The 19,141-nt window shown below is 44.6% G+C and carries 21 protein-coding genes; 9 read left to right on the top strand and 12 right to left on the bottom strand.

All coding sequences use genetic code 11. The annotated features are described in order from the left end of the window. Nucleotides 1-3 precede the first annotated feature (3 nt). Entirely contained in the window at nt 4-879 is an 876-nt protein-coding gene (locus R7Z78_RS09755; RefSeq protein ID WP_005384959.1) for a LysR family transcriptional regulator, read from the bottom strand. A 289-nt stretch (nt 880-1,168) separates the two neighbouring features. On the opposite strand from R7Z78_RS09755, the gene R7Z78_RS09750 reads away from it, so the two are divergent. From R7Z78_RS09750 to recR, 7 genes are all read left to right on the top strand, one after another. Continuing rightward, entirely contained in the window at nt 1,169-2,275 is a 1,107-nt protein-coding gene (locus R7Z78_RS09750; RefSeq protein ID WP_005380606.1) for a response regulator, read from the top strand. Nucleotides 2,276-2,498: 223 nt separating this feature from the next. Beyond that, the gene (locus R7Z78_RS09745; protein WP_005380608.1) at nt 2,499-2,630 is read left to right on the top strand and encodes a hypothetical protein; all 132 of its coding nucleotides are present in this window, start codon (nt 2,499-2,501) and stop codon (nt 2,628-2,630) included. 33 nt (nt 2,631-2,663) lie between these two features. Continuing rightward, entirely contained in the window at nt 2,664-3,050 is a 387-nt protein-coding gene (locus R7Z78_RS09740) for a YbaN family protein (protein ID WP_080276930.1), read from the top strand. A gap of 162 nt (nt 3,051-3,212) precedes the next feature. Next, complete coding sequence (gene apt, locus R7Z78_RS09735; RefSeq protein ID WP_005380615.1) at nt 3,213-3,758, top strand: adenine phosphoribosyltransferase; 546 nt, start codon at nt 3,213-3,215, stop codon at nt 3,756-3,758. An 8-nt stretch (nt 3,759-3,766) separates the two neighbouring features. Further along, nucleotides 3,767-5,872, top strand: a complete 2,106-nt coding sequence (gene dnaX / locus R7Z78_RS09730; RefSeq protein WP_104975518.1) for a DNA polymerase III subunit gamma/tau — start codon at nt 3,767-3,769, stop codon at nt 5,870-5,872. Between the two features lie 82 nt (nt 5,873-5,954). Further along, nucleotides 5,955-6,284: a YbaB/EbfC family nucleoid-associated protein gene (locus R7Z78_RS09725; RefSeq protein WP_005380618.1), complete on the top strand. Its 330-nt coding sequence runs from the start codon at nt 5,955-5,957 to the stop codon at nt 6,282-6,284. Nucleotides 6,285-6,314: 30 nt separating this feature from the next. Next, nucleotides 6,315-6,914, top strand: coding sequence for a recombination mediator RecR (gene recR / locus R7Z78_RS09720; RefSeq protein WP_005380619.1), 600 nt, complete (start codon nt 6,315-6,317; stop codon nt 6,912-6,914). A 51-nt stretch (nt 6,915-6,965) separates the two neighbouring features. On the opposite strand, the gene aqpZ is transcribed toward recR, so the two are convergent. The 3 genes from aqpZ to R7Z78_RS09705 all read right to left on the bottom strand — a co-directional run bounded on the left by aqpZ (nt 6,966) and on the right by R7Z78_RS09705 (nt 8,528). Further along, a complete protein-coding gene (aqpZ, locus tag R7Z78_RS09715) occupies nt 6,966-7,664 on the bottom strand; it encodes an aquaporin Z (protein ID WP_104975517.1) in 699 nt (232 codons plus the stop codon). 229 nt (nt 7,665-7,893) lie between these two features. Then, nucleotides 7,894-8,142 (bottom strand): YkgJ family cysteine cluster protein, encoded by a 249-nt coding sequence (locus tag R7Z78_RS09710; protein WP_017820793.1) that lies wholly within the window; start codon nt 8,140-8,142, stop codon nt 7,894-7,896. 137 nt (nt 8,143-8,279) lie between these two features. Next, a complete protein-coding gene (locus tag R7Z78_RS09705) occupies nt 8,280-8,528 on the bottom strand; it encodes a GlsB/YeaQ/YmgE family stress response membrane protein (protein ID WP_005380625.1) in 249 nt (82 codons plus the stop codon). A 188-nt stretch (nt 8,529-8,716) separates the two neighbouring features. Here R7Z78_RS09705 and R7Z78_RS09700 point away from each other — a divergent pair, with 188 nt between their 5' ends. Continuing rightward, nucleotides 8,717-9,157, top strand: coding sequence for a YcgN family cysteine cluster protein (locus R7Z78_RS09700; protein ID WP_104975516.1), 441 nt, complete (start codon nt 8,717-8,719; stop codon nt 9,155-9,157). A 191-nt stretch (nt 9,158-9,348) separates the two neighbouring features. After that, nucleotides 9,349-11,028: a mechanosensitive ion channel family protein gene (locus R7Z78_RS09695; RefSeq protein ID WP_104975515.1), complete on the top strand. Its 1,680-nt coding sequence runs from the start codon at nt 9,349-9,351 to the stop codon at nt 11,026-11,028. Between the two features lie 69 nt (nt 11,029-11,097). Here the strand turns inward: R7Z78_RS09695 and R7Z78_RS09690 are convergent, their stop codons facing one another. From R7Z78_RS09690 to R7Z78_RS09655, 8 genes are all read right to left on the bottom strand, one after another. After that, on the bottom strand, nt 11,098-11,382 hold the full coding sequence (locus tag R7Z78_RS09690) for a putative quinol monooxygenase (RefSeq protein ID WP_104975514.1): 285 nt from the start codon (nt 11,380-11,382) through the stop codon (nt 11,098-11,100). 17 nt (nt 11,383-11,399) lie between these two features. Further along, nucleotides 11,400-11,795 carry a VOC family protein gene (locus R7Z78_RS09685; protein WP_005380685.1) on the bottom strand — a complete coding sequence of 132 codons (396 nt, stop codon included), beginning with the start codon at nt 11,793-11,795 and terminating at the stop codon, nt 11,400-11,402. A gap of 140 nt (nt 11,796-11,935) precedes the next feature. Next, nucleotides 11,936-12,235, bottom strand: coding sequence for a ribbon-helix-helix domain-containing protein (locus R7Z78_RS09680; protein ID WP_005384938.1), 300 nt, complete (start codon nt 12,233-12,235; stop codon nt 11,936-11,938). 136 nt (nt 12,236-12,371) lie between these two features. Next, nucleotides 12,372-13,949 carry an alkaline phosphatase gene (locus R7Z78_RS09675; RefSeq protein WP_047104402.1) on the bottom strand — a complete coding sequence of 526 codons (1,578 nt, stop codon included), beginning with the start codon at nt 13,947-13,949 and terminating at the stop codon, nt 12,372-12,374. A gap of 398 nt (nt 13,950-14,347) precedes the next feature. Beyond that, the gene (locus R7Z78_RS09670) at nt 14,348-14,707 is read right to left on the bottom strand and encodes a hypothetical protein (protein ID WP_005380688.1); all 360 of its coding nucleotides are present in this window, start codon (nt 14,705-14,707) and stop codon (nt 14,348-14,350) included. Between the two features lie 251 nt (nt 14,708-14,958). Continuing rightward, nucleotides 14,959-15,906 (bottom strand): ChaN family lipoprotein, encoded by a 948-nt coding sequence (locus R7Z78_RS09665; RefSeq protein ID WP_047104404.1) that lies wholly within the window; start codon nt 15,904-15,906, stop codon nt 14,959-14,961. Nucleotides 15,907-16,004: 98 nt separating this feature from the next. Beyond that, nucleotides 16,005-16,832: a 23S rRNA (guanine(745)-N(1))-methyltransferase gene (gene rlmA, locus R7Z78_RS09660; RefSeq protein WP_005380691.1), complete on the bottom strand. Its 828-nt coding sequence runs from the start codon at nt 16,830-16,832 to the stop codon at nt 16,005-16,007. 96 nt (nt 16,833-16,928) lie between these two features. Next, complete coding sequence (locus tag R7Z78_RS09655) at nt 16,929-18,965, bottom strand: methyl-accepting chemotaxis protein (RefSeq protein WP_104975513.1); 2,037 nt, start codon at nt 18,963-18,965, stop codon at nt 16,929-16,931. Nucleotides 18,966-19,141 lie beyond the last annotated feature (176 nt).

Raw genomic sequence — 19,141 nt, 5'->3', positions numbered from 1 at the left:
TAGTTAGTGAATGTTATAAGCGATCACAAAGTCAATAAAGAGGCGAACTTTCTCTGGCAGGTGGTCTTTGTGGTTGTAAAGCATATAAATGTCGCGCGGGTTTGCACTCCAATCTGGCAGTACGCGTACCAAATCGCCGCTCTCGATGTACTCTTTGATCATGACATCTGGCATTAGTGTGATGCCTAAACCTTCGGAACAAGCGCTGCGCACCACATTGAGCGCGTTTGCTTGAAAACGACCACGATCAACATTCACCACAGACTCGCCTTTGCTATTAATCAAGGTCCACTTAATAAGTGGGTACCCTTTTAGCAATGAATGGTTAGATAGCTCTTCTGCATGGTGTGGCGCAGGATTCGAGGTTAGATAGTCAGGGCTTGCAACGAGAATATCCTTCACTTCGCCAATCTTACGCGCGATGAGGCTAGAGTCGCGTTGCGGTCCCACTCGAAAAATTACATCCCATTCAGTAGGGTCAAGCTTGTCCGCATTATTCTCTGTCGTTAGCTCAATGTTGATGTCCGGGTACTGCTTCATAAAGCTGTTGAACATCGGCATCATCATTCGTTTAGTTAAGTTGTAAGGCGCGGATATCTTAATCTTGCCGGATGCTCCTCGGCAGTCGTCAGTGATTTCCTCTGCTGCGGTTGTTAGCCTTTGTAGTAAAGGAGAGCACTCATGGTAAAAACGTTCCCCTGCTTCAGTGAGCGAGAGTTTGCGAGCATGACGGTTCAATAGTCGAAGATTGACAGAGTCTTCTAGCGCTTGAATGCGTCGGGTGATGGTTGCAACCGGGATCATGGTTTTTCGCGAAGTTGCGGTGTAGCTCCCATTTTCGACAACCAGTCGAAACAGGTTTAAGTCATCTAATTTCATATTTCCAGACACATTAAATTACCGATTACGGTTAATTTATAATTAACTTTGTGATCAAAGCTTGCTTTAAGTCAACATGTTGCATCATTTGAACACAGCAACCCTGTTTGAGTAAATACTGTTATACGCCGTAATATTTGTATTAATGCAGTTTCCGAGCTAAGTTTTATAACAAGGCGAAGCGGCCTCAGGTCTTGCTGTGACACGTTTTGCTGGAAGTAAACACAACAAAAATAATGACTTAATAATAAATCTGTTTTTTTGACTGAGCTTTGTGAGGGATAAAGGTATGTTTAAGACTCACAGTCAAACGGCAATGGTCTCGGCACAGGAAGTGATTAATCAAAAACTAATAATGTTGGTGGACGATGATCCAATATTTCGTAAAGTAACCAATGCCTATTTAGAAAGTCAGGGTTTTAAAGTAGTAGAAGCAGAAAACGGCCTAGAAGCGCTTCAACAACTCAGGGAATGCCAACCCGATCTTATCTTATGTGATTTATCGATGCCGGTCTTAGATGGTATCGAGTTCGTCGAAGAAGTTAGTCTCGAATATCCATATATGCCGCTTATCGTGGTATCAGGCACGGATGAAATGTCCGATGTCGCGAAAGCGTTGCGATTTGGTATTAAAGATTTTCTTCCTAAACCGATAGGTAATTATGAGCACCTATCTCAGGCGATAGAGAATACGCTAGAAGATACCGATAGCCACTTCTCAGAACAACGTGACTTTTCAAGTCAGTGGTTCAGGGTTGATGATGGTGGTGAAATCCCGGATGAACAAGAGCTGTATTGGCATCTGGAATATTTGCAACAGAATCCGAGTGCGGCAAGAGATTTACTGCAAGCTCTATTGCCAGAGAAGGATGCTGCTCAGGGAGATTGGCGCTGCTCGTACCGTTTATTGCAATCGACGGATGTGATGCCCTTGGTTTTCGATTATCGTTGGTTAATGAATGGTCAATTTGCGTTTTATCTCGTTGATTCTGCTTCCCAAGCTAATGATGGAGTTGCGACGACATTGCTCGTTAGGGCATTGTTTGACGATTATCTCCGTAACTTGAAAAGTTTCAGTGCTGATCTCAAGGACATGGTAGGGATCATTGAAAAAGGAATTGAGTGTTCGGAGTGTGCGGGTGCAGTCAATGCTGTGTTTGGTGTCGCCGACCTCGCTTCATCCTCGGTCTCTATATTGCCTGCGGGTTTAGATAGCCATTGGTCTGACGGAAATACGAATCAACACATCGCAGCAGGTAACCGTTTAGGGGGAGGAAGTATGAAAAACTTCATCACCCGCGATTTACCGCTAAGTGTTGCAGGACAGTTGTCTATCGGGTGTTTAGGTTCTTCAAGTTTTAGTTTAAGTATTACCCGGAAATCCCGACTAGTATAATTATGACTTGCAAACCAATAAGCAGCGTCCTTACGCTGCTTATTATCTTTTTAGAACCACCAAAACAACATACGTTTAGTTCAATAACCTTACTTTTTACTGGTGTTTAGATTTGGCTGTTTAATGTATAGTCAGCGCTTAAAACAATAATGACCCATTTGTGCAACGATAATTTAACGCTGTGCCTTGGGAGAAGCAAAGTAAACTAGTGAGAAGACACATCATGGCAGACAAAGATTTTAAAGAGCCTTATAATATTTTTTACTTTTTAGGTTTTATTGCAGTTCTTTTGATCCCAACACTTCCTGCAACGCTAACCTGGCTTCGTGTAATGAATGGTTACGCAGGCTTTTAATATAGCTATTTTGTACCGGAGTTCACCATTCGTATTAAGCGTTACTTTTTCAATACTGTTGGTGGACTCTGTATTGTGCTCGGCATAGCCGGCATAGCCCTTCCACTTTTACCCACCACACCTTTTATTTTGCTTGCTAGCGCATGTTTTATGCGTGGTAGCCCCGCATTTCATCAATGGTTACATAACCACAAAACGTTTGGACCCATTCTCGACAATTGGCATAAGCATCGGGCTGTTACTTCAAAAGTAAAAAAGCGTGGTGCGATTTTTATTGCGCTTAGTTTCATGGTTTCAATCGTTGTTGTCCCCCTCGTTTGGGTAAAAATTGGTCTTTTAGTGATGCTAATCGTTTTACTCAGCTGGTTTATGCGTCTGCCTGTGATTGAGTTGGTTGCTGACCGAGAAGAAAATCACTAAGATTGTAGAGAATAGTGTGCCCGCTCTTCGAGTGGGCGTTTGTATTTTCAGCGCCTGTGACTTTTACGAAAATAAGCACATAGTGGTGAAAACCTATTGTTCGTTGCCCTCGTGATACTGCGATTAGAGAGGGCGATGAGCCAATCTAAGTAAATCGGTATTATGACTACAGAAACAATTTCACTGATCAAATCTAGCATCAAAAGCATCCAAGACTACCCAAAGCCAGGCATTCTATTTCGTGATGTGACGAGCCTTCTTGAAGACGCGAAAGCATACCAAGCAACGATCAACTTACTTGTTGAACGTTACAAAGATATGGGCTTTACCAAGGTTGTGGGTACGGAAGCTCGTGGCTTTCTATTTGGCGCGCCTTTAGCGCTTGAGCTAGGTGTTGGTTTTGTACCAGTGCGTAAACCAGGCAAGCTACCACGCCCTACTGTTGCTCAATCTTATGAGCTTGAATACGGCGTTGATACACTAGAAATCCATACAGATGCCATCGTTGAAGGCGACAAAGTACTGGTTGTCGACGATTTATTGGCAACGGGCGGTACTATTGAAGCGACGACTAAGCTGATTCGCCAACTGGGTGGTGAAGTTGAGCACGCTGCGTTCGTTATCAACCTACCAGAAATCGGTGGCGATAAACGTTTAGAAGCATTAGGTCTAAACGTGTACAGCATCTGCGATTTTGAAGGACATTAATACATTCAATGAGTTATTTAGCTTTAGCGCGAAAATGGCGTCCTAATCAGTTTGACCAAGTTGTCGGACAAAAACATGTCCTGACGGCGTTGGAAAACGCACTGGCGCAAAACCGTTTACACCATGCTTATCTGTTCAGCGGGACTCGTGGTGTGGGTAAAACGAGTATCGGTAGGCTGTTTGCCAAAGGCTTGAACTGCGAAACCGGCATTACCGCGACACCTTGTGGTAAGTGTGATACTTGTCGTGAAATTGATGAAGGTCGCTTTGTCGATCTTCTTGAAATCGACGCAGCATCACGTACTAAAGTTGAAGACACTCGTGAACTGTTAGACAACGTTCAATACAAACCTGCTCGTGGACGTTTTAAAGTGTACCTCATCGATGAGGTGCACATGCTATCGCGTCACTCTTTCAATGCGTTGTTGAAAACCCTGGAAGAGCCGCCAGAGTATGTGAAGTTCTTACTCGCAACAACTGATCCACAAAAGCTGCCTGTCACTATATTGTCGCGTTGTCTTCAGTTTCATCTGAAACCAATCAGCGTTGATGATATTCACCAGCAACTTGATTACATCCTAGGTCAAGAGCAAGTTTCAGCAGAGCCAAAAGCGTTGGGTATGATCTCACATGCTGCAGATGGCAGTATGCGTGATGCTCTCAGCTTGACTGATCAAGCAATTGCATTAGGTAACGGTGCGGTGCAAGCCGATATTGTCAGCCACATGTTGGGGACGATTGATACCGACCAAGCGATTCACTTACTAGAGTCAATCAGCAGCAAGAAACCTCAACAAGCTATGGATAAAATCCAACAATTAGCGGCAAATGGTGTTGAGTGGGATGGTTTGTTGCAGCAAGTCGCAACACAGTTACACCGAATTGCGATGTATCAAGCGTTGCCCGCGTCGTTAGACCGAGCACAACCAGATGCAGAGAAAATTGAGCTGTTGAGTAAAGCTCTAAGCCCGCAAGACGTTCAGCTTTACTATCAAATTGCATTGAAAGGTCGTGAAGATTTGACCCTCTCGCCAAATGGGCGAGTCGGTTTGGAAATGATTGTGCTGCGTATGATGGCGTTCCGCCCATCAAATAACAGTGGGGCAAATGTTGTTTCTAGTAACTGCGAGCCAGCGTCATCTCCGGCTCAAAGTACCAGTCAACCAAAGGCTGCGCCAGCTCAGACAGCCGCTGCTCCTCGAGCTCAGCAGCCGAGTCCAGCACAAAGCACACCACAAGTGGCGCCTCAACCTTCATCCAGTTCGCAACCTGAGTATCAAGCGAGTGGATATGAGACGGTTCCACCACAGTATGATATGGCGCCGCCGATGAGTGAAAACCCAGCGCCGCAGCATGAAACGCCACCTCAACAAATGCAAGAGAGCGTTTCAACACCAGCGCGCGGTGGTCTAAGCGGTTTACGTCACCAATTACGTTCTCAGCGTCAAGGCCTACAACAGAACACTCCTCAAAATGGTGGCTCAAAAAAGCCTAAAGCGGCATCTGCACAACCAGAATCGGTTATCGACCGAGTAGCGCAATTGCATGGCAGTTCCGCGCAGGTGTCGCCAAACTCAGCTCCGAAGTCGACGGAGCCACAAGTTGAGGAAGCGTATCGCTGGCGTCCAAGCAAGCCTGTTGAGACAAAAGTAAATACAAAACTGACACCTACGCAGCTCAAGCAGGCACTTGAGCATGAGAAAACGCCTGAAATGGCACAAAAGCTCATCGATGAGTCATTAGAACATAATGAATGGGCGAAGCTAATCAGCTTAATGGAGATCCCTAAGCTGGTAGAGCAACTTGCGCTAAACTCTCATTATAGTAAGGAAGGAACAACCGTTTCGTTACTATTGAGAAGCAGCCAAGCTCATTTGAATACTGATAGAGCTCAAGCCGAATTGCTTAAAGCACTTAATACCGTGTTGGGTGAAGAGTGCCACATGAGCATCGAAATAGGGGAGAGTGGAGAAACACCACTTGAACTGAGAGATAGGCTCTACCAAGAGAAATTGCAGCAAGCGCTGAACAGTTTAGAAAACGATCCAAATGTTCAATTTATTGAACGTCGTTTTGCTGCAGAGCTTGATAAAGATAGTGTGCGCCCTATCTAATAATCGAATGGAATGGGGTTGAAAACCCAAAGGTATAACCCCATTAATTGATGCAACACCTCATTAAACCAGAGAGATAAACATGTTTGGTAAAGGCGGTATGGGCAACCTAATGAAGCAAGCCCAGCAAATGCAAGATCGCATGCAAAAGCTTCAAGAAGAAATCGCGAATATGGAAGTAACTGGCGAGTCTGGTGCTGGCCTAGTTAAAGTTACTATCACTGGTAGTCACAGCGTACGTCGTGTTGACATCGATGAAAGTTTGATGGAAGACGACAAAGAAATGCTTGAAGATCTGATCGCTGCGGCGTTCAACGATGCAGCCCGTCGTGTTGAAGAAACTCAAAAAGAGAAAATGGCTTCTGTAACTGGCGGTATGCAACTACCACCAGGCATGAAAATGCCATTCTAATCTGCTGATATTTAATTAAGCGGACTTTTAATGCGTACCAGTCATATGCTGGAGCAATTGATGGAGGCCTTACGTTGTCTACCTGGGGTTGGCCCCAAGTCAGCGCAGCGTATGGCCTTTCATTTGTTACAGCGCGATAGAAAAGGCGGTTTGCAGCTTGCAGATGCGCTGAGTCAGGCAATGACAGAAATAGGTCATTGTACTGAGTGTCGAACCTTCACCGAAGAAGAAGTCTGTCACATTTGTACCAACCCAAAACGCCAAGAAAATGGTCAAATTTGTGTGGTAGAAAGCCCGGCAGACATCGCAGCCGTTGAAGCAACAGGCCAATATTCTGGTCGGTATTTTGTTCTTATGGGGCATTTGTCGCCATTAGATGGTATTGGTCCAAGTGATATTGGATTAGATGTCCTTGATTACCGCTTACGTCGCGGTGATATTACCGAAGTGATTTTGGCGACAAACCCAACAGTTGAAGGTGAAGCCACTGCCCACTACATCGCAGAGCTATGTAAAGAGCACCAAGTTGATGCCAGCCGCATCGCGCATGGTGTGCCTGTCGGTGGGGAGCTAGAGCTTGTTGATGGCACGACGTTGTCACATTCGCTATTAGGTCGACACAGAATTTAATAAAAAGCCGCTGAATTCAGCGGCTTTTTTGATTTTGGGAGTTAGGAACGATTAATCGTTCGATTCTTTACCAAGAAGGTTTTTGTAGATAACCGCACCAAGCACGCCACCCACAATAGGAGCAAGCCAGAACAGCCATAGCTGAGAAACCGCCCAGTCACCCACATATACTGCGACAGCCGTGCTACGAGCAGGGTTTACTGACGTATTGGTGACAGGAATGCTGATCAGGTGAATGAGAGTCAAACACAGGCCAATTGCGATAGGTGCAAAGCCTTGTGGCGCACGTTTGTCTGTTGCACCCATAATGACAATCAGGAACATCATCGTCATGACAACTTCAGTCACAAGTGCAGCGATCATCGAGTATTGGCCTGGAGAGTGTTCACCATAACCATTGGCGGCAAAGCCAGAACCCACAACATCGAATCCTGCTTGTCCAGATGCAATAACGTAAAGCACACCACCTGCGATAAGCCCGCCGATAACCTGTGAGATGATGTAGGGAGCAACGTCTTTTGTCTCAAAACGACCGCCAGCCCAAAGGCCAACTGTCACTGCAGGGTTCAAGTGACAACCTGAAATATGACCGATAGCAAATGCCATCGTCAGAACGGTTAAACCGAATGCCAAAGAAACGCCCAACAGACCAATACCCACTTCAGGGAAACCCGCAGCCAACACCGCGCTACCACAGCCGCCTAACACTAGCCAGAACGTGCCAAAAGCCTCAGCCAAATACTTATTCATGTTCTTTCCTGATCTTTAATTAAATGACCCGCTGAACATAGTCGAGAATTGTCAATAAATTGTGAGGGAGATCGCGCGAAAACCGCAAATGGAACGCTATGTGGCAAGAGTTCTCAAGGGTGAGATAAAAAGCAGAGGGGGAAAGTGCTAAATCTTGAGTTTGCTTTGATTACTGCCTCGGAGAGAAACAACCGAGGTACTAACTTTAAACGTGTGGTCTAGAGTCGCATTACGTCAATTGTTCTAATTCAGTGATGTTGTCGAGTGCTTCTTGATTGGTGTTGCCGCATACAATCGGACACGGTTTAAAATCGTGACAGACTTTAGGGCGTTCAGGCTTACCAAATAGCTTGCACAAATTGTCGTCGTTGAGTTGCACACAACGAACACCTGCAGGTTTGCCCTTGGGCATTCCAGGTATTGGTGAAGAGATACTTGGCGCAATACAGCACGCTCCACATCCTAATCGACAATCCATAATGTAAACCTCTTAAAAATTAAGGGGGCAATTATGGTCATTTTGACGTGGATTGGAAGAGTGAAGAAAGAAAAAAATAAAAGGGCGCGCTTAACATTACGCTCCCTTTTTGGTTTTTTGCTTTTAAATCATCGTGATTATTTTAAGAAACGGTTATAAACAAACAACAGAATAAATGCGCCTAGTGTTGCGGTAATGATACTACCAATGTTGACGCCAGTGGCTCCGCCGAAACCGAGAATGCCGCCAAGGAAGCCACCTACAAATGCCCCTGCAATACCAAGTAACATTGTTGCAATCCAACCGCCCCCATCTTTTCCTGGCATGAGCCATTTAGCAAGTGCGCCGGCGATTAAGCCCAAAATAATCCAAGAAATAATACCCATGAAAACTCCTTAATGCCTTCTTGATCAATTGAGTAATGGAAACTTGTTTAAGGATAGAACAGTAAAACGAAAGTAGTTGAATATCTCCACCGTTATGTGGGAAGGATGCAAGATCTTCTCAAAACTTGAACTTTTGCGTTGAGAAGAGTATAAATCGCCCCCTAAATTCCCTTGGTGAGACCTGAAGTATGAGCACTCCATTTTGGCAAAGTAAATCGTTAGAGCAGATGACAGAAGAGGAATGGGAATCTCTCTGTGATGGTTGTGGCAAATGTTGTTTGCATAAGCTTATGGATGAAGATACCGATGAAATCTACTATACCAATGTGGCTTGTAGCTGGCTGAGCAGTAAAACGTGTTCATGTAAGGATTACCCAAACCGTTTCACTTCGGGTGAAGAGTGCACCAAGCTGACCCGAGAAGACATCGACGATTTTACTTGGCTGCCACACACGTGCGCTTACCGTCTGTTGGCTGAAAAGCAGCCTTTACCAGAATGGCATCCGCTGATTACAGGCTCTAAGTCCGCAATGCATGCGGCAGGGGAAAGTGTCCGTAACAAAGTTGTTTACGAGATTGATGTGGTGGATTGGGAAGACCATATTTTAAATCATCCCAACCGTCCTTAGTCGAATACAAACAAGCCTTTCATTGATTAAATGAAAGGCTTGTTTGCTATTGGGGCTCCCAACTTTGACGTCTCGCTAACGAAATGCTGCTCAGTTTATTATTTAGTGTTGTAAACTTAGGAGTATGATTTCAACGCTTTACACTTCTATTCCTGATTGTTTTGATCAGGATTGTTCCCTATGAGGTAAACATGACGTTTCATTTCCCCCAGAAACTGCGCCTGACATCTTGGGTGACATTATTCGCACTTGCCGTCATTATGTTCTCCCCAATGGCTGTTCATGCGACTGCTACTGACGATATCCAAGAGCCTTCTGCTGCCGAAATCTCGATTGACAACTTGAACCGAGAGATTGTGGATTTATCCCAAAGCCTCTCGCAAGCGAGTGGCGACGAGCGTGATGCCCTTCAACTGCAACTATTCCAAAAGAATGAAGAATTAAGAAGCCAGTTAGCGTCAGCGATTGAACGTGAAACTATCTCTCGCGACAAGCTGATCTTGCTAGTTAAAAAACAAGAACAATACTCTGAGGATGCGACGAACTATCTATCGGAAAAAATAAAGAAAGTCGTCGAGGATTTAAATAAGGCTAAGGATGAAGAGAAGCTTGCTCTTGTTAATGATTATCGAGAGCTACAGCCTTATCTTGATGTTAGCTTCGATTCGAGCTGGCAAAATCTCGCTTGGTTGAAGGAGCTAGGGGCCCAAAACGAGCGCGCAGAAGCGGAACTAAAAGATAAAATTGATAAACGTATGCGCTTACTGTCTGCTTCAATTGAGTACTTGAGTCAGCAAAGTGAGATCATTGGCTCCCAACTTTCGTCTAGCCCAGAGTCGGAAAAAGCGTCGTTGCAACTTAGTCAGCTCATTACTAAACAAAGGCTAAATATTGCGACAGAAAGCTTACGCAACCTGATTTCAATTGGTGATAAAGTCGGTTTAGAAACGTCTGAATACAAACGCCAAATTTTTGAAGTGACGGGTAATATCACCCATGATTTACTGAATACCAAAGTTGTGTGGTCAATACTGAGTCACTGGTCCAACTCGGCACTGGATTGGTTTGCCGAGAATGCACCGCAGCATATCTTCCAGTTGTTTGTTTTTGCGCTGATTTTATTGATCGCTCGCGGACTGGCTAAGTTAACTCGCAAAGTCGTCCGTAAAGCAGTTGCATCGAAAAACTTAAAACTTTCCCACTTGATGCAGGACTTCTTTATCTCGATGTCCGGCAAATTCGTGTGGGTGATCGGTATCATGGTGGGCTTATCTCAGCTTGGTTTGAACCTAGCGCCAATCCTAACCGGTTTCGGTATTGCTGGTGTGATTATTGGTTTCGCGTTGCAAGACACGTTATCCAACTTCGCGGCGGGTATGATGCTGCTTATTTATCGCCCATTTGATGTTGGTGATTTTGTGTATGCTGGCGGTGTGGATGGCAAGGTAAGCCATATGAGTTTGGTGAACACCACAATCCGTACGTTTGATAACCAAATTATTATTGTTCCTAACAGCAAAATCTGGGGAGATGTTATTAAGAACGTCACGCATGAACGCATTCGCCGCGTGGATATGGTGTTTGGCATTGGCTATGCGGATGACCTCTTAAAAGCGGAGTCAGTATTGTCTGATATCATTACCTCTCACCCTTCGGTACTTCGCACTCCAGAGCCAATGATCAAAGTTCATACATTAAATACGTCTTCTGTAGATTTTATTGTGCGTCCTTGGGTAAAAACGGATGATTACTGGGATGTATACTGGGATGTGACAAAAGAAGTGAAACTACGCTTCGACCGAGAAGGTATTTCGATTCCTTTCCCACAACAAGATGTGCATTTGCATATGGTGGAGAAGCAAGACGCTTAATCACAGGTCCTAACAAGTGAAAGGCACTCTAGGTAGAGTGCCTTTTTTGATCTTCGGTTAGCGTTATTGTTACAGTTCGTCGAAGAACACCAGTTTCGGCTCGCATTCTAACAAGTTGTCGATCTGGCTAATCAAAAGAACAAAGTGTTCTGTTTTACCATGAAGCTCAAATGCTTGTTGGTTTTTAAATTGCTCCTGAAAAACGAAGTGGCATGCATTGTCTTTATCTTGGAACAATTGATAACGAACGCAACCTTCTTCATTGCGAGTAGGTTCAAGCGCTTGGGTAAGTACCTCTTTCAACTCTTGTTCTTTTCCCGGTTGTGCATGAAAGGTAGCCGTCAAGTGCATCATAATGTTTACTCTTTTTGTTATAGGTAACGCCCTTGGCGTTGCAGGAACTCAATTTTGTAACCATCAGGGTCGGTTACAAAAAAGAACGTTGCTAAATGCTTTTGTTGATGGTCAAAGGCTTTGATGTCACCAGTTTCAATGCCTAGAGATTTAATGCGTTTGTGGGCTTGTTCAATGTCCTCCACGCTGACGGCAAGGTGGCCGTAGCCTGAGCCGTGAGTGTAGGGCTCACTTTGGTCGTGATTGTGCGTCAGTTCCAATTCAAAGCCAGTTTCTTGGTTGGCTAGATAGGTTAGAGAAAAGCCATCAAAGATGTATTGATCAGCGACTTCTAGTTCAAGTACGTCACAGTAAAATTGTAGAGAGCGGTCCAGATCACTTACTCGGATCATGGTGTGAATCATTTTTGTCATGGGTACTCCTTGATAGTCCGCATAGGTTAGCGATTTCAAAAGGAGTCTGGGTAGTACTCTAGTACGACAAATTAGAAGATGCTCAAGGGGTTATAATACGGATACATAGCTTAGGATGGTTATTGGTCGGTTGGTTGCTATTAACTGTTAAGTTGCGCAAGTGCTTGACGAGTGGTCTCTTGAGGTTGGCGAGCGTACGTGAGGCAGGCGCATCTGAGTAAGGAGGCAAAGTTGTTCACTTCACCATTGTATTCGAGTGCTTCTTGATAAACAGTGCTTATGAATTTAGGAACCGTCATGTTTTGAGCACTAGCGATTTCCTCAAGAATTGTCCAAAAGCTCGCTTCAAGTTTTACACTGGTCGCGTGACCATCAATACGGATAGAGCGGGTGATGAACTGATAGTTGTCTTGGGGTTGCTTAGCAAAGATTTCGCACATTTTCTTTATTCATATAATTAAAGACCCATAATTATTGTGGTGTACGATTTAAAACGTCAACTGTTTTCATGCATAAAAAAACGCTCCCTTGCGAGAGCGTTGAAACATCACGAGTTGTGAAGTAAGTGCAAGTTGATTATTTAATTTGTTGCTTCAAGTACTCGCCTAGTTGCGAGTGGTGCATGATTTTTGATACCGGAAGGATAGTTTCTGCAGGTCCCCAAGCAAATACGTTGACAGGAGTATGCGTATGAGTACCCGTCCCCCATACTGTGTTTTGTTTTGTTGCATGCTCACGCGCTAGCAAGTTGCCACGGTCGTTGTAAGGAAAGAAAGCATCAAAGTCATTGATTGTCGGTACGTTCTCTTCGCTTAAGTATTTGTGTCCAGCGAGTCGGTATGGATTTGGTTTACTTGCTAACACGCGTTCTGCTTGCTCAGGCGTAATCGAAAAATCGCTATTTGCGTTCACGACTTCCGCAAACTTCTCTGGAGTTTGCTCTTTCTTATCAAGCGCTTGGAATTCACTGATCATGCCGTAGTAACTTTTCTTTTGGTTGTATAAACCATCGAGGATCTCGAACTGACCAAAGTTGAAGTTTGGCGCGTAATCCTGATTTTTGAATGCTTCGCCGTCGCGTTTTTGTGGTTTAGGCAAGTTTGCTGATGAGTAGCTAAAGCCAAAAGAGCCGGTTTCGTGGTCAGCAGTAACAATGATCAGGGTGTCATCACGGCCTTTTGCCCACTCATAAACTGAGTTTACCGCTTCATCGAATTTAAGCATTTCATGCAGCATCGTACCTGCATCGTTACTGTGGCCAGCCCAGTCAATTTGACCGCCTTCAACCATCAAGAAAAAACCGTCTTTGTCTTTTGAAAGAATGTCGATTGCTTTGGTGGTCATTTCTTTCAGCGATGGCTGCGTGCGTTTTGGATCGTTTTTGCTTTGACTGTAGGCAATACCATCGTTCATGCCCGAGTAAGCAAAAAGTCCAAGTAATTTGTCACCTTTAGCTTGTGTGAGCATATCGCGGCTGAAAGCTAAGCTATAGCCTTGGTCTTGCGCTTCGGCAAGCAAGTTGCGTTCGTCTTTGCGTTTCGATTTTAGGTAGACATTACCTTGAGTGAGCTTTTCAAGTTGCTCGTATGTCTCTCCCTTGTCGTTTGTCGACTTTGGAATCCAATGACGAAGTCCCCCAGACATCATCACGTCTACGCCTGTTTCGAGCATATCCGCCGCAATACTGTTTTCTAGGGAGCGATGTGGTTGATGAGCGGCAAATGCTGCTGGCGTTGCGTGGGTCATACGCGTATCAGAGACGAGCCCAGTTGCTTTACCTTTACTTTTGGCTTTTTCCAAAATAGTTTCGACATGGTTGCCTTGGCTATCAATGCCAATGACTTCAGAAGCGGTAGGGATTCCTGTCGCTAGCATCGTAGCTGAGCACGCAGAGTCGACGACAATTGCGTCTTCTGGATTGGTCAGTGATGATCCAATCACACCTTCTTGAGCGAGTTTGTATAACGCTGTGCTTTCGCCTTTGTAAACCGAGTTAGGTGCGTGTTTTGCGTAGGTCTCGAGTAAACCAACTTGTTGAGGACCCATGCCGTCGCCGATCATCAAAATGACGTTTTTGATTTCAGCTGAGAGTGCGTTGAAAGAGAGGGTAGATGCAGCCACTGCCGTAACGATTGGAGATACTAAGCGCTTCATTATATTTTCCTTGTTTATTGAAAGCGCAGGCATTAAAGCAATGATTTATGAAGGTTTTGTGTCGGTAATAAAAGTTTAACCAAATTGTCGTTTTTGTTTGGTTTTGCAGAAAAAATGAGTCGCTCTCTAACGTTCGTTAGTTTGGAAAGAAGAAAGCCCACAAACGTGGGCTTGGATTACGCTTAGGAGTTGAAAGCATGGACTAAAGTTATCCATTCAGTGCCTTCACAAGAAACCTAGTTTAGGGAGCAATAAACGAGCATGTATTATCGGGCCACAAGAGCGGTCGAATTCACTTACGTTTGCATCATATCGTTCTTTGGCTTATTAAATTATGGGCTGCAGTAAGTGTTTGGTTCAAATAGGATTTGTTGTCGTGACGATTATCAGACTGGTTATCAGACTAATGCCAGTATGATGCCACCAACGGTAAGTGCCGCAGAAAGGTATTGACCCGCAGAATATGAGCCATCCTCTTCTTTCTCGATTTTATCGGGGTGATCCATGCCAAGAGCACCATGCGTGAAAGATTCGACCTTTTCACCAACAGATTTATCTTCTGCTTCTATTTTCTTGCTGTCGTGCTCGATTTGTTGCAGAGCGGCAAGTAGCGCTTTGCCTTCGGTCGAAAGCGTCACCTTATTGTGTTCGACTTTCAGCGGCGAAGCACTAGTTTCTTCTTGTGCAATACTTGCTTGTTTAGAGGCGACAGATTGTTTGGCATAGCTATTAACAGAAGTGCTTCCTACTGGATTCATCGAATACTCCTTGGAACATCGACACTCGGTCACTGAGTGCGGGTAAAAAGCAGTTATATTTTTATCGGCGGCAAAGTTTATTTCTGAAGCTATTTGGATAAAAACAGGTCTGCTTTTGCCGCTTCTAGTTTCTATTGGTGATCTTTAGCAAAAAATAGACCAGCAGGAAGCAGACCGTTGTCACTCTATGAACTCGGAGCGGTGTGATGATGCAACGCAACGACAAGGTAGTAACTTAAATTGAAGACCAGCTACTTACATTGAAGATCGTTATTGCGTTTAGTTAGATGTTGATATGCCGCCATGCGGTGAGCATCTTGTACATACCGTACTGGTGGTGCGAGAACCTCTAACTGATAGTCTGTATTATCAGAAAGCACGTTATCTGTTGGGCTAATTACAACCACTTTTAAGCTCGGGTTGCGGCTTAAGATTGATGCTGCCGTACCCAACCCTTGCTCGGTGTGAAACTTGCCCGCAACATGGACAATCTGAGCGCCTGGGTTGTCGTCTAGGTAGCTAACGATAGATTCCGCCATAGTTTCATCCCAAGTAACTTGAGCTGCAAACTGTTTTTCCGTCTGCTCTGGCTTACCGTGATGCATGGATGCCATGAACTTTTCTTTGTACGGACTACTACCAGTGTTGATGGCTTGTGCAATGAACATTCGCTGATCATCATCGAGCTTGTTAATGTAATCTAGCCCTTGTCGACCAATGCATCGAACAATGCTCTTTGGTGCATTTGCTGCAATGACCGGGAGATTTTTCTGCTTAGCAAACTCCACGAGAGGGCGATAGTCGCTTTCATAATTGGGCCAAGCGTTGGCTTGTTTCATTAAGTACTGTTCGCCGATCTCCCCACGTAGGTAAGCGTCAACAACAGGTTGTTTGTCGCGGGTAAATTGTTCCATAGATAACGCGAGTGAGCGGTCGTAGGACGTAAGTTGTTTGAGCATATCGGTTTGAAAGCGATGAACGCCGGCGTGTGTGTGCCATTCACCAATAAGAATGACATCTGCTTGTTGCAGCTCAATTGGCAGTTTGCTTAGAGCGATATGCTCGCCAGAAGGGGTGTATAGTTGGTAGTCGTAAAAACTAGTGACTTCCGCTGAGGTTGCGTGAGAGTTGGTTTGCGTATATGAAGAGCAACCAGTAAGTAAGCCTGCAAAGAGCAAGCTCAAAGTAGAAAAGCGCATTGAAAAGCCTCCAAAAATGTCCGGATGATATTAATGGAGGCTGAGCAATGAATCAATATAAATGATAACTATTTGCGTTTGTTGTTTTTTTTGACTTATTAATTGAGTGTTTTTTTGCGATATACACGCAACATAAAATCAGCCTCACATTGGAAAAGTGTAGCGGATTTCAACTCTTCACGAAGAGCATCGGTTGCTTTCCATGCGAATGGCGTCATTTGCAATAAATCGATTGCGGCTCCGTTTTTCAAGTCCATAACATAGTTAAGATGCTGCTGGTGCTCTAATTCAAACCCTTCAATATGTTCTGGTTCTTCATTGTGAAGACGAACTTCTTGATAAATGCGCTCACGCAGTTGGTATAAGTGGCGGCTAGCAGGAGTAACCGTGACAACAACGCCGTCGTTTTTTACAACGCGCTGCAGCTCCTCAGCTTTACACGGGGCATAAATGCGCAAAATGGCATCTAAGGATTCATTTGCGAAGGGAAGTCGGTGACTAGAAGCCACACTAAAGTTGCAGTGCGTGTAACGCTTCGCCGCGTAACGAATGGCAACTTTGGAAATGTCTAAGCCATAAATCGTGGCATGGTTCGCTTGTGTTTCTATCGTCTTTTGTACTTGATCTGTGTAGTAACCTTCACCACAACCAATATCTAATAATTGATGGGTGCTCCCCTCAGTGTATGTTGCACACAGCTGCGCCACTTCTTGGCGCATTGGGTTGTAGTAATCTCCTTCGAGGAATCGACGACGAGCTTGCATCATCTCTTTGTTGTCACCAGGATCTTTAGAACGTTTGTGGTGCGCTGGCATCAAGTTAACGTAGCCTTCTTTTGCTAAGTCAAACTGATGATTGTTTTCGCACTTAAACGTTTTTTCATTTAACGCTAGAGCTTGGTGGCATAGAGGGCATTGATAGTTCATGACGATCTCGAACAGAAAGTAGGGCGGCAAATTCTATCAAAAAGCATGGTCTCAAGTGAAACAAAAAGAGCCGACTGGGTCGGCTCTTATTAAGTATTAGTGGAAGAAGTCGACTTGCTCTTTCAAGTTTCGTGCTTGTTGTTGAAGTTCAATGGCACTTTGCGAGGTTTTTGCGCTCGTGTTGCGGCTTTCTCGGTTAAGTTCACTGATAGAATGGGCATTTGCTGCAATTTCTTGTGAAACTTGAGCTTGTTCTTCTGAAGTCGCTGCAATGGCGTCGGCTTGAGAGGCTATCGACTGCACTTGTACTGCGATGGCTTCTAATGCTGTGCCCGCGTCTTGTGCTTTGTCCAAGACCTGGTTTGCACTGCGTTGGCTGTCTGTCATCATATTAACTGCATTATGAGTCGACCCTTTTAGTTTCTCGATAATTTCCACGACATCCTGAACTGAGCTTTGGGTTCGGTGCGCAAGTGTGCGCACTTCATCTGCTACAACTGCGAAGCCACGACCTTGTTCACCTGCTCGTGCTGCTTCAATGGCGGCATTCAAGGCAAGTAAATTGGTTTGCTCAGCAATTTCATCAATCATTTTAGTGACGGTTTGAATACTCTCGCTATCGCGATTTACTTGCTCGATAGCCGTTGCTGATTGATCCAATTGATCGTTAAGTTGAGCAACGTCGATACATACGCCTTCAACAATCGCGAGACCAGACTGGCTATCGGTATTTGCTGAGCGTACGTTTTCCGCAATGCTTTCGACTTGTTGTGCGACAGATTGAGCGGAAGAGGCCATTTCTTCAATCGCTGTCACAACTTGCTCGACTTCTTGTTGTTGTCGGTCGGCTTGGGTCAAATTGCTATGTGCATCGTTGGCAACGCTGGTGGAGTTGCTCTCCACTAAGTCGCTTGTTGAACGGATCTTACCAACGAGTTCATTGAGCTGACTTGCCATACTGGCGACACCCGAGCTCAGGTTCGTAATTTCATTCTTTGATGCTTTACGAGACGCTGGGATGCTCAAGCTGACTTCGCCGCCGGCTAAGCGAGTCATGTATGAGTTTAGAGTCGTGAGAGGTTGTAAGCTGTGATTCAAGAAAAGTGTCAGTACAACAAAAGTAATGATTGCCGCTACCGAAGAAATGATGGCAATGAGTGTGAGAAGCGTGTCGCTACCTTTTGTAACTTCTTTGATAAACGTACCGCCTAGCAGTTTCCAGTTCCAACCTGGAACCTCTGTGTAGACAAGATACTTTTCGCCTACGTTACCTTGGAACTCGAAAGGGTAGCGAATTAATCCACTAGATTGTTCGAAAATCTGGCCAAAAGGCTTGTGACCATTGTAGTCGGCGACTTCTAGTATTGACGAATCTGAGCCGCTTTTTGCTGGATGAAGTAGGTATTTACCAAGATTGTTTTCGTCGTTATCAACGATAATGGTGTAACCAGTGTCGCCCCATTTTATCTCTTCGAGTGCATCGAATAAGGTTTGTGTCGCTTGGTCTACTGGTAAGCCAATAAACGATAGGCCTGCTACCTTTCCTGTCGCATCTTTGATTGGGGCATAGTAGGTAATGTAGCGCTCGCCATACAATTTAATTTGAGCGTAATACGGTTGTCCTGCTTTAAGTTGCTGATAACCAGGATGGTTGATGCCTAGCGTGGTTCCGACCGCTCGCTGACCTTGTGGATCTTTTAGGGAGGTGGACACCCGAATAAAGTCGTCACCCAATGGTGCGAATAGCGTTGCTATAGCGCCGGTATCACGTGTGAAACTGTCGACCAACTTGGTGTCATTAATTAAGCTTTCACTGTATTGAGTGATGTTTGGTACTTCATGTCCCATGAAGTCAACCGTGTAATTTTCGACATAGACACCGGCAAGGTAGCCATTGCGAAAAGTAGATTCGAGGACTTTAGCGGTGTGCAGGTAAGCATCGAATTGGCCAGCAATGGTTTTTGCCATTGATTCTACTTTAGATTGGTGTTCTTTCAGTGTGCTTTCCAATAGAACATCGGAAGCGTTGCGGTAAACAAGCGCTGCAATACTGCTGAAAGCAATGAATAGACACAAAGTGATCACCAGTTTCAACTGGAATCCGACACTTTGATTTCGGTATCTCTCTAACATAGACTAATTCCTGATATTTTTATTATTTATGAGTTTTGTATCGGTATGCTATCGGTTTATATGATCAATTTTTTTGATATTTATTAATGAAACCGTCAAAAGTGACCAGTAACCAATAAGTTAGTAAAGATAGGACCATCTAGGCAGAGCTTTTATTACAAAAAAAGCCGGGTATC

Origin of the sequence: Vibrio sp. 1167 (genome assembly GCF_033340375.1) — a bacterium.
Classification (GTDB): domain Bacteria; phylum Pseudomonadota; class Gammaproteobacteria; order Enterobacterales; family Vibrionaceae; genus Vibrio; species Vibrio alginolyticus.
The sequence above is the reverse complement of the archived record's forward strand: the minus strand, read 5'-3'. Positions and strand labels throughout refer to the sequence as shown.